Here is a 13,512-nt window from a genome sequence, read left to right as displayed (position 1 = left end):
ACAGCGACCTTTGCGCGCCTCATAGGACGCGCGGCGCTGTAGACGCGCATGAGGCGCCAACCCGTAAGTGACGAAGAAAACAGTCCGCGCGCGAGCCGGAAATCGGTCCATGTGCAAGCGTGCAACCGCGTTTCGTCGGTCAACGACGATTGGTCAACCCGAGGTCAAGCGAGATGGAGACCAGAATGCTGATACCCATCCAGACGGGCCGAGCGGCAGCCGCCTCCGCAGAAGACACGAGCACCAAGACGCAGCAGCCGGCAGCGCTGTTGCCCGCCGGCCAACGCGGTGAAGCCATACAAAAGATCCTGGACGCGCTGACCCGACATCTCTCGGGCCGCGAAATCCTCTCCAAGGACGCGTTGGTACGGCTGATGGAGGACCTGGCGCGCATCCTGAAGTTCCCGCCCCTGCCGCAGGAAGGCGGACGGGATTTCGTTCGCCGCCTCGTCGCCTTCCTCGAATCGATGCCTGCCTCCGATCGGCTGCTGCTCGAACGTCAGCTCGGCGGGCGCAGCCTCGCCGTCCGGGTCGCCTTGCTTGCAGAACTGCCGGCGATCCGCAATGGCACGAGCGCGCCGGGCGGCACCGCCACTCCGATGCCTGCTCAGGCACGCGACGTCATCTTGCGCAACCCCTCTCTCCAGCCGGCCATGCCTCTCAGCCCGGTTGCCGCACGCATGCCGGTCGCCGGCGAGGTCGCGCTGCTGCAAGCGGTGCTGCGCAAGACCTTTGGCGTCGGCAACGACACAGACGTGCTCGAAGCGCGGGGTGATGAGCCGGACCAGGCCGGGACGACGGAGGCGCCGCCAAAAGGCCGAAACGCAACGCCGGTCGAGCGAAGCGAAACGCGTGCGAGCACAGGCAAATCCGCGTCCGCGGAAGGCACGCCGGTCGAAAACGCCGCGCTGCTTGCAGGCGAAGTCGAGGAAACATCTCCGCAGGCGGTCCCCGGGGCCGAGCCTGAGCAAACCGTCCCATCGGCCGATGGCGGGCATGTCGAAAGCGAGGCGTTCGCCAGCGAGAGCACGGCCGCGCCGGGCGAGGCCGATGCGACAGCCGAATCCGCCGAGGATGCGGATCCCGATGGCACCTATGGGCCGATGCCTGATGCAGACGAGGAGAATGCTGCCAAGACAGCAACGGCGGCCGGACGCGGCAATCCCGAGGCCCGGCCGGTGCGGGTGCTTTTCGAGGCGATCAAGACGCTCATTCGCGACAGCGTGACCCCGCCCGGAAGCACTGCCGGCGCCGAGGCCAAGCCGGTGACCGAGCACGCCGATGGAGTGGATGCGCCGACGCCCGCCTCGGCAAAGGAAGGCGCCGCGCAAGCACGCGCTATCGACGGCGCGGACCGCCCGCGCGAGACGCCGGATGGCGGCAACACCTTGCCGTCCTTGCTCGACGAGCAGTCCGAGGACGCAAAGGCAACTCAACGCACGCCTGCGGACACGCGGCCGCAAGGTGCAACAGACGAACAGACGATGCAGCAGGTCATCGCCAGACTGGTCGAAAACGGTCTGCCGCGCGAAGCCATTCCCTTTGCCATGATCCCCTACCCGCCGGCCGCCGGGGATGCGGCGGAAGCCGAAAACCTCAGCCATGAAATGCCGGGCGGATCGGAAGATCAGGCATCGGACGAAGAGCAGGGCGCAGAAGAGGGCGACGACCACGATCAAGCGGACGGGGCGGAGCCAACGGACGAGGCCGCGCTCGACGACAGGGCGGCGGAAGCACCCGACGCCTATGATCTTTATCGCAGGCTCGGCGGCCTCGGCTGAAAGTCCAAGCCGAACAAGCATTCGGCCAAAGAAAAACCCGCGGAGATCGCTCTCCGCGGGTTTTCCAGTTCAGATGTCAGGCAACGATTACTCGTTGTTCTGGCGGTTCTTCAGAGCCGCGCCAAGGATGTCGCCGAGCGACGCGCCCGAGTCGGACGAACCGAACTGAGCAACGGCTTCCTTCTCTTCGGCGATTTCCAGAGCCTTGATCGACAACTGGATCTTGCGGTCCTTCTTGGAGAAGTTGGTGACGCGAGCGTCGACAACCTGACCAACCGAGAAACGCTCCGGACGCTGTTCGTCACGGTCACGCGCGAGGTCAGCGCGGCGGATGAACGAGGTGATGTCTTCGTGGTTGACGAGCTTCACTTCGATGCCGCCATCGTTGATCGCGATGACTTCAGCCGAAACAACGGCGTTCTTGCGCAGTTCGCCGGAAGCGGCGGCATCACCGACCGAGTCCTTGCCGAGCTGCTTGATGCCGAGCGAGATGCGCTCCTTCTCGACGTCGACGTCGAGAACAACAGCGCGAACGACGTCGCCCTTGTTGTACTCTTCGATGACCTGCTCGCCCGGACGGTTCCAGTCGAGGTCGGAAAGGTGGACCATGCCGTCGACGTCGCCGTCGAGGCCGATGAACAGGCCGAATTCGGTCTTGTTCTTGACTTCGCCTTCGACTTCGGTGCCAGCCGGATGGCTATGCGCGAACGCCTGCCACGGGTTCTCGAGCGTCTGCTTGAGGCCGAGCGAGATACGACGCTTGGTCGGATCGACTTCGAGAACGACGACGTCGACTTCCTGGCTCGTGGACAGGATCTTGCCGGGGTGTACGTTCTTCTTGGTCCAGGACATTTCGGAGATGTGGATCAGGCCTTCGATGCCCGGCTCCAGCTCGACGAACGCACCGTAGTCGGTGATGTTCGTGACGGTACCGGAGATCTTCTTGCCGACCGGGTACTTCGCACCGATGCCATCCCACGGATCCGACTCGAGCTGCTTCATGCCGAGCGAGATACGGTGGGTTTCCTGGTTGATGCGGATGATCTGAACCTTGACCTGCTGGCCGATGTTCAGGATCTCCGACGGATGGTTCACGCGGCGCCATGCCATGTCGGTGACATGGAGCAGGCCGTCGATGCCGCCGAGGTCGACGAACGCACCGTAATCGGTGATGTTCTTGACGACGCCTTCGACAACCTGGCCTTCTTCGAGGTTCTGAACGATTTCAGAACGCTGCTCGGCGCGGGACTCTTCCAGAACCGTACGACGCGATACGACGATGTTGCCGCGGCGCTTGTCCATCTTGAGGATTTCGAAGGGCTGCGGGTTGTGCATCAGCGGGGTGACGTCGCGGATCGGACGGATGTCGACCTGCGAGCGCGGCAGGAAGGCAACGGCGCCGTCGAGATCGACGGTGAAGCCACCCTTGACCTGGTTGAAGATGATGCCTTCGACGCGTTCGCCGGCTTCGAACTTCACTTCCAGGCGCTGCCAGCTCTCTTCGCGGCGAGCCTTTTCGCGCGACAGAACAGCTTCGCCGAGCGCGTTTTCGATGCGCTCAACATAGACTTCGACTTCGTCGCCGACCTTGAGCGAGCCGTCCTTGGCCTTCGCGCCGAATTCCTTCAGAGCGATGCGGCCTTCGACCTTCAGACCGACGTCGACAACGGCGACGTCCTTTTCGATGGCCGTAACGATGCCCTTGGCAACATAGCCTTCGGCGAGATCGGTCTTCGCGAAGGATTCTTCGAGAAGGGCGGCGAAATCGTCACGGGTTGGATTGGTAGCAGACATGGAATCTCCTGCATGCATCTCATTCGAGACGCACATGCGCCGGGGGCTGGTGTTGAACAGGCCTGAACCCAGTCCGCTCCATTTGAAGGAGCAATCCGGCGCGTGGACGGAATTTCAGGCTATGCAAGAAGAGCGTTTCAAACGAGGTTTATGAAAGGGCTCTTCTTCAGATCTTCTTCATCAGGGCCGCATCGATCAAAGTCTTCGCGGCCTGAAACGCCGCCTCTATACTCATTTCGGACGTATCAAGCAAGTGCGCGTCGTCGGCCGGCCGCAAAGGACTGTCGGCGCGGCCCATATCGCGCTCGTCGCGCTTCTTCACGTCCTCGAAGATCGCCGCATAGTCGGCCGGTTGGCCGTTGCCGATGATCTCGTCATAACGTCGCTTCGCCCGCACTTCCGGCGAGGCGGTGACATAAAGCTTCACCGACGCATCGGGGCAGACGACCGTGCCGATGTCGCGGCCGTCGAGAACGGTTCCGGGCTCGCGCAACGAAAAGACGCGCTGGGCCTCGACCAGCGCCCGCCGCACCGCCGGCATGACCGCGATCTTCGACGCCGCCTCGCCGATCGCGTGGGCGGAGAGGACCGAGCGATCGAGCCCGGCGAGCTCGACGTCGCGCGCCATCTTCTCGGCCACCGCCTCGTCGTCGAGCGGCAGGCCCGCATCCAGCAGCGCCTTGGCGGTGGCGCGATAGGTCAGCCCCGTATCGAGATGATGAAAGCCGTATTCCTCGGCAATCAAGCGCGAGAGCGTGCCCTTGCCGGCCGCGGCCGGCCCGTCGATGGCGATGGTGAACGTCATTTTCCAACCTGCATATGTATATGGTCGTCGTGCCTGGCGGCCCTGCAACCCTGAAACCTAATGGATTCTGCCTCGACGCCAAGTCTTTGCGCCAGATGCGGCTCCACGAATATCTTCTCGATACCGAAGCTGCTCCCCTCGCCGGAGAGCCAGCGGAGCGCCTCGCCGGTCCGGCCTTCCTCCAGCGACAAGGACCTCCACAGCGACTGCAAGAAGTCCAAGTCCCAACGCAAGGTCAAGAGGTCTTCGCGATCCCGGCACGGAAGAATGCTACCCGGGCGCGGCTGCTCGAAGGCGAAATAGCCGATCGGCGAACGGGTCGCCTTGTCCAGATAGCCGCCAGCGGCATCCTGATAGAAGAACGCGATATCGAGCTTCCGGCCGTCCGAATGGGATAGATGCGGGAACAGCGGAAAGCCATTGAAGAAGGGAAAATTGGCGTCGAGCGCCAAGGTCGTCGTTCCGGGGAAAGCCTGATCCATATGCCGCGACAGGGCAAAGGCCGCGTCCTTCAGTTCCGGAACGACATATTGACGGTTCAGGACACAGAATAAAGGCGACTGCATCCTGAGCCGCGACGTGCCCTCGTCGAAACAGGGCAGCGGAACCCGGCCGAAGATCGGTGCCACGGCATGGCTAAGCGCGCTTCCCGCCGCATAGAGACCCAGAAAGAGTGCAAGAAACACGGGAACACCCGCCCTTCTTCGGCACGTAAGACCAAGAGCAACAAGCCAGACAAGGCCGCCGATCTGTGTCAGCAGCGTCAGGAGAACGACGACCGCAATTGTCAACAGCCATTTGAGCTTTGCCGCCAGCGTCGTCGGCTTCACGCGATCCTTGCCCCCAGCCCGGTCATCAGATCCGTGAACCCCGGAAAGCTCGTCGCAATCATCGACACATCATCGACCTGAACCGGGTGCTCCGAGGCAAGCCCCAGGACAAGGAAGCTCATGGCGATGCGATGATCGAGATGGGTCTTCACGACCTCGCCTGAAGCAGCGCCTAATCCTTTGCCGCCGGGACGGCCGCGGACAACAAGCGAGGATTTGCCTTCGTCGCAATCGACGCCGTTGAGTTTCAGACCCGCAGCGATCGCGGCGAGGCGATCGGACTCCTTCACGCGCAGCTCATCGAGACCGCTCATGACGGTCGCGCCTTCAGCAAAGGCGGCGGCGACAGCGAGAATGGGATACTCGTCGATCATCCAGGCTGCACGCTCATCGGGCACCGTGACGCCTTTCAGATCGGAATGGCGCACCCTCAGATCCGCCACGTCTTCTCCGCCGGCCTGCCGGATGTCGATCACCTCGATGTCGGCGCCCATCTCCTGCAAGGTCAGGATCAGGCCCGTGCGGGTCGGGTTCATCAGCACGTTGCGGATCGTGATGTCCGAGCCCGGAACGACGAGTGCCGCAACCAGCGGGAAAGCCGCCGAGGACGGATCGCCCGGCACCTCGATCTCCTGGCCGACGAGCCGGCCACGGCCTTCGAGCCGGATGGTCCGGACACCGGCGGCATCGGCCTCCATCGAAAGTTCGGCGCCGAATCCGCGGAGCATGCGCTCCGTATGGTCGCGGGCCAGTACCGGTTCGATGACGGTCGTGATGCCCGGCGCATTGAGACCGGCAAGCAGCACCGCCGATTTCACCTGGGCGGATGCGACCGGCACTCGATAGGTGATCGGCGTCGGCGTCTTCGGTCCGCGAAGCGTCACCGGCAGGTGATCACCGGCAGCCGCCTTTACCTGCACGCCCATCTCGCGCAAGGGGTCGAGCACGCGCGCCATCGGCCGCCGGCCGAGCGAGGCATCACCGATGAAGGTCGTTTCGAAATCATAGACGCCGGCGAGGCCCATGATGAGCCGGCAACCCGTGCCGGCATTGCCGAAATCGAGCGGCGCTTCCGGCGCAAGCAATGCGCCGTTGCCGACGCCGTTGACGATCCAGGCGTCGCCGTCCTTGCGAAGCCTGGCCCCCATGGCCTGCATGGCCCGGCCGGTGGCGATCACGTCGTCACCCTCGAGCAGGCCGGTGATGCGCGTCTGGCCGGCGGCAAGGCCACCCAGCATCAACGACCGATGCGAAATCGACTTGTCGCCGGGAATGCGGATCGATCCCTTGAGGCCGTCGGATTTACGGGCGGTGGCGGGGCTTTGGCCCAATCCTTGCGACATGCGGTATCCTCGAAACAAGCAAGTCAGTGTCGTGCGCTCGAAGCGCACCAAAGTCGCGGCAGCACGTGAACGGCTGTCCGTTTTTATTCTTAGACCGGATAGGATTGAAGAAAACAATGCAGGCCGGCGCCTGCTTTCCGCAGCACCGCGACCACAACCCCTGCTGCATGCCTTCACAAATCACGGCGGGTGGGTATGCTTGCACGCGCCGGAACGCCCGGGACATAGGCGCTTGCAAGTTTTGTCTTTGACAGATGCTGTCAAGATGATTATGGGGACCGGCTAATCATCATAAGCTTGATACCCTTTCCACCCGCCGGCTTTCCGGCAAGCGCCGGCACGGCCGGCCATTCAAGAGGCTTTGACTGTGGCAAAACCGGAACTTGGAACAAAGCGCATCGACCCGGAAACGGGGCGCAAATTCTATGATCTGAACCGTGATCCGATCGTTTCGCCTTACACCGGCAAGTCCTACCCGCTGTCCTTCTTCGAAGAAAGCTCGGTCGCCAAGGTGCTCGAGAAGGAAGAAGAAGAAGACGTCACGGAAGTCGATGCAGAGAACACCGAAGTCGAACTCGTTTCGCTCGAGGATGCCGATGATGAGGCAGCGGGCGGCGACGACCTGCCGGATCTCGGCGACGACGATGTCGAAATCGACGGTGACGACGACGACACCTTCCTCGAAGCCGACGAGGACGAAGACGACGACGACATGAGCGGCCTCATCGGCGTGTCCGATGACGAAGAAGACGTCTAAGCGCTTCAAATGACATAGGAATGCTCCCGTCCTCGGCCTTTACGGCCCGGACGGGAGAAAATCGGCCCGGACTGAAAATAAATCCACAGGCCACGCATTTTTCGGCTTGCCATCCTCAAAAAGGGGAAGTAATAAGCCGCCACTCGCCGGGCACAACAGCCCGACGAACTTCCCGGACCGGCCTAGCCGGAACCCGATATGGGGCTATAGCTCAGCTGGGAGAGCGCTTGCATGGCATGCAAGAGGTCAGCGGTTCGATCCCGCTTAGCTCCACCAAACTTCTCCTTCGATTGAACACCCTTGGACCGTCAAGGTCCCTCGCCGCTTCCCAATTCGTCCAGCGAATCCAGGATCATGGTCAGCAGGCGGATGATGTCGGCCGACTCGAGCAGGGCGTTGCGGATTTCGCGTTCCGAACGGTTCGGCACGGAGGCGGCAATGTCGAGCAGGACATTGGTGACATCGGGCGCCTCGGTGTTCGGTTCCATGCCGGTCTGTTCGCGCATGCAGCGGATCAACGCCACTGCGCCTTCGAGCAGACGTTGTGCCTGTAATGGGGTGAGTTCATGGACCTCATTGGCGGCACGAAACAACTGGGATCTGAAGCCCGATATCGTGGTCATCTCCCGGATGATACTCCTTTCGGCTTCAAATGAAAGTGGTGGCCGCAGCCACCCGTGCAACGTTCGGATGAGCATGTTACGCGCGCGACCTTGCGCGAACACGAACAGGACTGCTGATCCGCACAGCCACGCATCGGGTCAGCCGGGCCGCTCCGATGCGCGTTTATGATTTGTTAAGCATCGAAACGCAGAAGCTGATGCCCATGTTCCTGATCTCGAAAATCTTCTGGCTGGTCGCGCAGCCGCTGTCGTTCTCCTTCTTCGCCGTCTTTGCCGGACTGCTGACGACAGGTGCGGGCTTGCGCCGCACCGGCACTGTCTTTTGCGGCCTCGGCGCGCTGGTGCTCTTTGTTTCGCTGTTCACCACTGCCGGCCCCTATGCCCTGCAAGCACTGGAGGATCGCTTTCCTCGCCCGGCGCCACCCGCCTCGCTCTCCTGCATCATCGTGCTCGGCGGCGCCTTCGAGAACGAAGTGATGGCAGGCCGCGGCGGCGCGGAGTTCAACCAGGCGGCGGACCGTTTTATCGAGACCCTGGCGCTCGCCAAGCGCTATCCCGAGGCGCGTATTCTCGTGTCCGGCGGCGACGGCTCGTTCAGCGGCGCCTATGCCGGCGATGCCGAGGCGTCGGAAAGCTTCCTCGCGGCGTTCGACGCCGGCGGCGAGCGGCTGATTCGCGAAGAGCAATCGCGCACGACCTTCGAGAACGCCCGCAACACCAAGGAATTGCTGGCGACGCACGGGCTTTCGAATTGCGTACTCGTCACCTCCGCCTTCCACATGCCGCGTTCGGTCGGGCTCTTCCGCGCCCTCGATATCCCCGTCATCCCCTGGCCGACGGACTACCGCACCAGCGGCAAGCTTGGCCTCGGCTTCGACTTCACCCAGCCGTCGCTCAACGCCCAGCTCACGACGACGGCGGTGCGCGAATGGATCGGGCTCATCGGCTACTACCTCGCGGGCCGGACAGCCTCGATCCTGCCGGCGCCCTGAGAGTTGACGCCGGGGCACGAGATAGCCCAGCTTCAAAGCGAACCGCCGATTCTAGTCCGGAGCGCCCATGCCGATCCTCGAAATCCTCGACTATGCCGGTGTCGCCGTCTTTGCAGCGACCGGAGCGTTGTCGGCGTCACGCAAGCAGCTCGACATCATCGGCTATCTCTTCCTCGCCTCCGTGACCGGCATCGGCGGTGGCACGATGCGCGACGTCGTTTTGGGCGCGACACCGGTCTTCTGGGTTACCAATCCGACCTATCTGCTGGTTTGCGCCACGGTGGCGGTCATCCTCTTCTTCACGGCCCATCTCTTCGACTCGCGCTACCGGGTCCTTGTGTGGCTCGATGCAATCGGCCTTGCGGCCTATTGCGTCATGGGTGCTGCGAAGGGATTTGCGGCCACGGGCTCCGCGGGTGTCGCGCTCGTTACCGGCATGCTGACGGCCACCTTCGGCGGCATCTTGCGCGATCTGCTCGCCGGAGAGCCTTCAGTGCTGCTCAGGCCGGAAGTCTACGTCACAGCGGCGTTGATCGGCGCCGGCGCCTTCGTGCTTGCGACGATGGCCGGCTTGCCGCTTGCGGCGGCATCGACGCTCGGCGTGATTTCGGCCTTCGTCGTGCGCGGCGGCGCACTCAAATACGGCTGGACGCTGCCGACAGGCAAGGCGCTGCCGGGCAGAGATCCGGACGATGTGATGTGAATTGGGGCACGATCGACACGAAGGCCGCGATCAACTTATTTTGAAGATCGCCCTGCGGGCCAGTTTGAAACCCCGCCGTTCCGGACGGAACACCGCTTCACACTTTTCCCAGAACCGTGCCGATGTCAGCGGCCGTTCTTGCGACGCAGACGGATCACGACGTCGACATGCGAAATCTCCATACCCTCGGGCGGCGCCGGGAGATTGTCGATCTGGATGTTGCTGACGGGAATATCGAGAACCTCGTTCTGGCCCTCAATGAAGAAGTGATGATGATCCGATACGTTGGTGTCGAAATAGGTCTTGGCACTTTCGACCGCCAGGACGCGGATCATTCCGGCTTCTGTGAACTGGTGCAGCGTGTTGTAGACGGTTGCCAGCGAAACCGGCACCCCGGCCATGACGGCTTCTTCGTGCAATTCCTCGACGGTCAGATGGCGATCACCCTTGGCAAAGATCAAATCGGCGAGGGCAACGCGCTGACGGGTCGGACGGAGGCCTGAGTGGCGCAGCCTTTCTTCCGAACTCACTTCTGTTGCTTTCGTCATCAAGGGTCGTTCCATGTATCCCGGCGAAATTCACAATACTTCCGTTGCGATATAACTTTTGCGCCCCGCGCTTTCAATAGATTCTCATCCAGACATGCGTTGCAAAGCCTGAAAAACCGGTCAAACTCGGGGAAGGCTGGCAATTAACTCTGGTCGCGCCCACATTGATCCTGTAAGCGACGGCGGAACGAAAATGCCATCTGAGGCGGCGGTGACCGGGCCGGAAACGAGAAGATCCGGGTTCCCCGCGCTTCATTTCAAGCCGAACTTGCTCTAAAGCAGATCGGATAACACGTTAAGTCATTCGGGGAAGCACCTATTCATGACCACCAGACAATCCAGCTTCAGCTACGAGGAAATCCTGGCCTGCGGCCGTGGCGAGCTGTTTGGCCCCGGCAACGCGCAGCTGCCGCTGCCGCCGATGCTGATGGTTCATCGCATCACTGAGATTTCCGAAACGGGCGGCGCCTTCGACAAGGGCTTCATCCGCGCTGAATACGACGTGCGTCCCGACGACTGGTACTTCCCCTGCCACTTCCAGGGCAATCCGATCATGCCGGGCTGCCTCGGCCTCGACGGCATGTGGCAATTGACGGGCTTCTTCCTGGGCTGGCTCGGCGAGCCCGGCCGCGGCATGGCGCTCTCGACGGGCGAAGTGAAATTCAAGGGCATGGTTCGCCCCGAAACCAAGCTGCTGCAGTACGGTATCGACTTCAAGCGCGTCATGCGCGGCCGGCTCGTGCTCGGCACTGCCGACGGCTGGCTGAAGGCCGATGGCGAAACTATCTATCAGGCAACCGACCTGCGTGTCGGGCTGTCGAAGGATAAGGCCGAGTAAAGACCAGGCCTGCCTGCACCGAACGAAATAAAGAAAAGGTCAGTATCATGAGACGGGTTGTTGTCACGGGCCTCGGCATCGTTTCCTCGATCGGAAACAACGCCGACGAAGTCACGGCGTCGCTGCGCGATGCAAAGTCGGGCATCACGTTTTCTCCCGATTTCGCGGAAAACGGCTTCAAGTGCCAGGTCTGGGGCGCCCCGTCGCTCGACCCGACCGAGCTCGTCGACCGCCGCGCCATGCGCTTCCTGTCGCAGGGCGGCGCCTGGAACCACGTGGCGATGAAGCAGGCGATCGCCAATTCCGGCCTCGAAGAGTCGGTCGTTGCCCGCAACGAGCGCACCGGCATCATCATGGGCTCGGGCGGCCCGTCCACCCGTACGATCGTCGACGCCGCCGACATCACCCGCAAGAACGTCAGCCCGAAGCGCATCGGCCCGTTCGCCGTTCCGAAGGCCATGTCGTCCACGGCTTCCGCAACGCTCGCGACCTGGTTCCAGATCCACGGCGTCAACTACTCGATCTCTTCTGCCTGCTCGACCTCGGCGCACTGCATCGGCAATGCGGCCGAGATGATCCAGTGGGGCAAGCAGGACGTGATGTTCGCCGGCGGCCACGAGGATCTCGACTGGACCATGTCGAACCTCTTCGACGCCATGGGCGCCATGTCCTCGAAGTACAACGAAACGCCGGCGACGGCATCGCGTGCCTATGACGTCAACCGCGACGGCTTCGTCATTGCCGGCGGCGCGGGCGTTCTCGTTCTCGAAGAACTGGAGCACGCCAAGGCCCGTGGCGCCAAGATCTATGCCGAAATCGTCGGCTACGGTGCGACCTCCGACGGTTACGACATGGTGGCCCCGTCGGGCGAGGGCGCGATCCGCTGCATGCGCCAGGCGCTTTCGACGGTGAAGGGCGACGTCGACTACATCAACACCCACGGCACCTCGACTCCGGTTGGCGACAGCAAGGAGATCGGCGCGATCCGCGAAGTGTTCGGCAGCAAGATGCCGCACATCCAGTCGACGAAGTCGCTGACCGGCCACTCGCTGGGTGCTGCCGGCGTACAGGAATCCATCTACGGCCTCTTGATGATGCAGGCCGGCTTCATCGGCGAAAGCGCGCATATCAGCGAACTCGACCCCGAATTCGAGGGCGTTCCGATCGTTCGCAAACGCATCGACAACGCCAAGATCGATACGGTTCTTTCGAACTCCTTCGGCTTCGGCGGCACCAATGCCACGCTCGTTTTCCAGCGCTACAACGGATAACACGATGACGGGACTGATGATTGGAAAGCGTGGCCTCATCATGGGTGTGGCCAACAACCACTCTATTGCCTGGGGCATCGCCAAGGCGCTTGCGGCGCAGGGCGCCGAACTCGCCTTCACCTACCAGGGCGAGGCCCTCGGCAAGCGTGTCAAGCCGCTGGCCGCCGAACTCGGCTCCGACTTCCTGCTCCCCTGCGACGTCGAAGACATCGAGTCCGTCGATGCCGTGATCTCTGCGATCAAGGAGCGCTGGGGCAAGCTCGATTTCGTCGTGCATGCCATCGGCTTCTCCGACAAGAACGAGCTGAAGGGCCTCTATGCCGACACCTCGCGCGACAATTTCAGCCGCACGATGGTGATCTCCTGCTTCTCCTTCACCGAGATCGCCAAGCGCGCGGCCGAGCTGATGAACGACGGCGGCTCGATGCTGACGCTCACCTACGGCGGCTCGATGCGCGTCATGCCGAACTACAACGTCATGGGCGTCGCCAAGGCCGCGCTCGAGGCTTCCGTACGCTACCTCGCCGCCGATTACGGCGCGCGCGGCATCCGCGTCAACGCGATCTCCGCCGGCCCGATCCGCACGCTTGCCGGCGCCGGCATTTCCGACGCCCGGGCGATGCTGTCCTGGCAGCAGAAGAACTCGCCGCTGCGCCGCACCGTCACAATCGACGACGTCGGCAACTCGGCTCTCTATCTGCTGTCGGATCTGTCGCGCGGCGTCACCGGCGAGATCCATTACGTCGACTCCGGCTACAACATCACCTCGATGCCGGCTCTCGACACGCTCAGGACAGCCGACGCCGAGTGAGGCGTTCAAGCGGAAACGCATGACAAAGCCCACGGACTACAGCGACCTTTGCGCATCTGATAAGACGCGCGGCGCTGTAGTCCGTGGGCTTTGTCATTGATGGGCGGTTCAAACCAATACGAACAGCACGAACAAGGCGGCGATGACCGCCAGCACGACAAATCCCGTATGGGTGCGCCGCCCCGGATCCAGCGGCAGATGATAGAGGCTTTTCAGGAACGACATGGGCACTTCGGAGGTGGCCCCATGTCCCTCGGCATGCTTGATGTCCCTGGCGACAGCCTCGGCCGCATCCTCGGTCAAGGGCGGCCTGTTCACTCCCGACGTCATCGCACTCATCCTCCGACGAGAAACACCGACGGCGTCATGGTGGGCCCGAACAGGAGCGATGGCAACAGGCAAACTGTCGCTGCTCG

14 protein-coding genes and 1 tRNA gene are annotated in these 13,512 nt (G+C 62.6%); 8 read left to right on the top strand and 7 right to left on the bottom strand.

What is annotated here, in order from left to right:
• Window positions 1–185 precede the first annotated feature (185 nt).
• On the top strand, window positions 186–1,781 hold the full coding sequence (locus tag AC1Z3V_RS18205; protein WP_483500851.1) for a hypothetical protein: 1,596 nt from the start codon (window positions 186–188) through the stop codon (window positions 1,779–1,781).
• An 87-nt stretch (window positions 1,782–1,868) separates the two neighbouring features.
• On the opposite strand, the gene rpsA is transcribed toward AC1Z3V_RS18205, so the two are convergent.
• The 4 genes from rpsA to aroA all read right to left on the bottom strand — a co-directional run bounded on the left by rpsA (window position 1,869) and on the right by aroA (window position 6,553).
• Complete coding sequence (gene rpsA / locus AC1Z3V_RS18200) at window positions 1,869–3,593, bottom strand: 30S ribosomal protein S1 (RefSeq protein ID WP_173518052.1); 1,725 nt, start codon at window positions 3,591–3,593, stop codon at window positions 1,869–1,871.
• 148 nt (window positions 3,594–3,741) lie between these two features.
• Entirely contained in the window at window positions 3,742–4,380 is a 639-nt protein-coding gene (gene cmk, locus AC1Z3V_RS18195; protein WP_483500849.1) for a (d)CMP kinase, read from the bottom strand.
• Complete coding sequence (locus tag AC1Z3V_RS18190; protein ID WP_483500847.1) at window positions 4,377–5,210, bottom strand: hypothetical protein; 834 nt, start codon at window positions 5,208–5,210, stop codon at window positions 4,377–4,379. Before AC1Z3V_RS18190 ends, cmk begins: the two co-directional genes overlap by 4 nt.
• Window positions 5,207–6,553 carry a 3-phosphoshikimate 1-carboxyvinyltransferase gene (aroA, locus tag AC1Z3V_RS18185; protein WP_483500845.1) on the bottom strand — a complete coding sequence of 449 codons (1,347 nt, stop codon included), beginning with the start codon at window positions 6,551–6,553 and terminating at the stop codon, window positions 5,207–5,209. Before aroA ends, AC1Z3V_RS18190 begins: the two co-directional genes overlap by 4 nt.
• A gap of 367 nt (window positions 6,554–6,920) precedes the next feature.
• Here aroA and AC1Z3V_RS18180 point away from each other — a divergent pair, with 367 nt between their 5' ends.
• Both AC1Z3V_RS18180 and AC1Z3V_RS18175 read left to right on the top strand, forming a co-directional pair.
• Window positions 6,921–7,310: a TIGR02300 family protein gene (locus AC1Z3V_RS18180; RefSeq protein ID WP_483500843.1), complete on the top strand. Its 390-nt coding sequence runs from the start codon at window positions 6,921–6,923 to the stop codon at window positions 7,308–7,310.
• Between the two features lie 200 nt (window positions 7,311–7,510).
• Window positions 7,511–7,586, top strand: a tRNA-Ala gene (locus tag AC1Z3V_RS18175).
• 32 nt (window positions 7,587–7,618) lie between these two features.
• On the opposite strand, the gene AC1Z3V_RS18170 is transcribed toward AC1Z3V_RS18175, so the two are convergent.
• Window positions 7,619–8,008 (bottom strand): hypothetical protein, encoded by a 390-nt coding sequence (locus AC1Z3V_RS18170; protein ID WP_483500841.1) that lies wholly within the window; start codon window positions 8,006–8,008, stop codon window positions 7,619–7,621.
• 128 nt (window positions 8,009–8,136) lie between these two features.
• On the opposite strand from AC1Z3V_RS18170, the gene AC1Z3V_RS18165 reads away from it, so the two are divergent.
• Window positions 8,137–8,925 (top strand): YdcF family protein, encoded by a 789-nt coding sequence (locus tag AC1Z3V_RS18165; RefSeq protein ID WP_483504109.1) that lies wholly within the window; start codon window positions 8,137–8,139, stop codon window positions 8,923–8,925.
• A gap of 67 nt (window positions 8,926–8,992) precedes the next feature.
• Window positions 8,993–9,628, top strand: coding sequence for a trimeric intracellular cation channel family protein (locus tag AC1Z3V_RS18160; protein ID WP_483500839.1), 636 nt, complete (start codon window positions 8,993–8,995; stop codon window positions 9,626–9,628).
• Window positions 9,629–9,753: 125 nt separating this feature from the next.
• Here AC1Z3V_RS18160 and irrA read toward each other — a convergent pair whose 3' ends face one another.
• Window positions 9,754–10,176 (bottom strand): iron response transcriptional regulator IrrA, encoded by a 423-nt coding sequence (gene irrA, locus AC1Z3V_RS18155; RefSeq protein WP_429810745.1) that lies wholly within the window; start codon window positions 10,174–10,176, stop codon window positions 9,754–9,756.
• 322 nt (window positions 10,177–10,498) lie between these two features.
• Here irrA and fabA point away from each other — a divergent pair, with 322 nt between their 5' ends.
• The 3 genes from fabA to fabI are packed head-to-tail and all read left to right on the top strand — an operon-like array spanning window position 10,499 to window position 13,096.
• On the top strand, window positions 10,499–11,014 hold the full coding sequence (fabA, locus tag AC1Z3V_RS18150) for a 3-hydroxyacyl-[acyl-carrier-protein] dehydratase FabA (protein ID WP_173515178.1): 516 nt from the start codon (window positions 10,499–10,501) through the stop codon (window positions 11,012–11,014).
• Window positions 11,015–11,061: 47 nt separating this feature from the next.
• Window positions 11,062–12,285 carry a beta-ketoacyl-ACP synthase I gene (gene fabB / locus AC1Z3V_RS18145; RefSeq protein WP_483500837.1) on the top strand — a complete coding sequence of 408 codons (1,224 nt, stop codon included), beginning with the start codon at window positions 11,062–11,064 and terminating at the stop codon, window positions 12,283–12,285.
• A gap of 4 nt (window positions 12,286–12,289) precedes the next feature.
• The gene (gene fabI / locus AC1Z3V_RS18140) at window positions 12,290–13,096 is read left to right on the top strand and encodes an enoyl-ACP reductase FabI (RefSeq protein ID WP_483500835.1); all 807 of its coding nucleotides are present in this window, start codon (window positions 12,290–12,292) and stop codon (window positions 13,094–13,096) included.
• Window positions 13,097–13,204: 108 nt separating this feature from the next.
• On the opposite strand, the gene AC1Z3V_RS18135 is transcribed toward fabI, so the two are convergent.
• Complete coding sequence (locus tag AC1Z3V_RS18135) at window positions 13,205–13,426, bottom strand: hypothetical protein (protein ID WP_173515175.1); 222 nt, start codon at window positions 13,424–13,426, stop codon at window positions 13,205–13,207.
• Window positions 13,427–13,512 lie beyond the last annotated feature (86 nt).

This window comes from Ensifer sp. 38_S197, assembly GCF_056924495.1.
The sequence above is the reverse complement of the archived record's forward strand: the minus strand, read 5'-3'. Positions and strand labels throughout refer to the sequence as shown.

Coding starts and splice junctions, on each gene's coding strand:
- AC1Z3V_RS18205 (WP_483500851.1), top strand. CDS start 186: ATGCTGATACCCATCCAGACGGGCCGAGCGGCAGCCGCCTCCGCAGAA.
- aroA (WP_483500845.1), bottom strand. CDS start 6,553: ATGTCGCAAGGATTGGGCCAAAGCCCCGCCACCGCCCGTAAATCCGAC.
- AC1Z3V_RS18165 (WP_483504109.1), top strand. CDS start 8,137: ATGTTCCTGATCTCGAAAATCTTCTGGCTGGTCGCGCAGCCGCTGTCG.
- fabB (WP_483500837.1), top strand. CDS start 11,062: ATGAGACGGGTTGTTGTCACGGGCCTCGGCATCGTTTCCTCGATCGGA.
- rpsA (WP_173518052.1), bottom strand. CDS start 3,593: ATGCATGCAGGAGATTCCATGTCTGCTACCAATCCAACCCGTGACGAT.
- AC1Z3V_RS18135 (WP_173515175.1), bottom strand. CDS start 13,426: ATGACGTCGGGAGTGAACAGGCCGCCCTTGACCGAGGATGCGGCCGAG.
- AC1Z3V_RS18160 (WP_483500839.1), top strand. CDS start 8,993: ATGCCGATCCTCGAAATCCTCGACTATGCCGGTGTCGCCGTCTTTGCA.
- fabA (WP_173515178.1), top strand. CDS start 10,499: ATGACCACCAGACAATCCAGCTTCAGCTACGAGGAAATCCTGGCCTGC.
- fabI (WP_483500835.1), top strand. CDS start 12,290: ATGACGGGACTGATGATTGGAAAGCGTGGCCTCATCATGGGTGTGGCC.
- irrA (WP_429810745.1), bottom strand. CDS start 10,176: ATGACGAAAGCAACAGAAGTGAGTTCGGAAGAAAGGCTGCGCCACTCA.
- cmk (WP_483500849.1), bottom strand. CDS start 4,380: ATGACGTTCACCATCGCCATCGACGGGCCGGCCGCGGCCGGCAAGGGC.
- AC1Z3V_RS18170 (WP_483500841.1), bottom strand. CDS start 8,008: ATGCTCATCCGAACGTTGCACGGGTGGCTGCGGCCACCACTTTCATTT.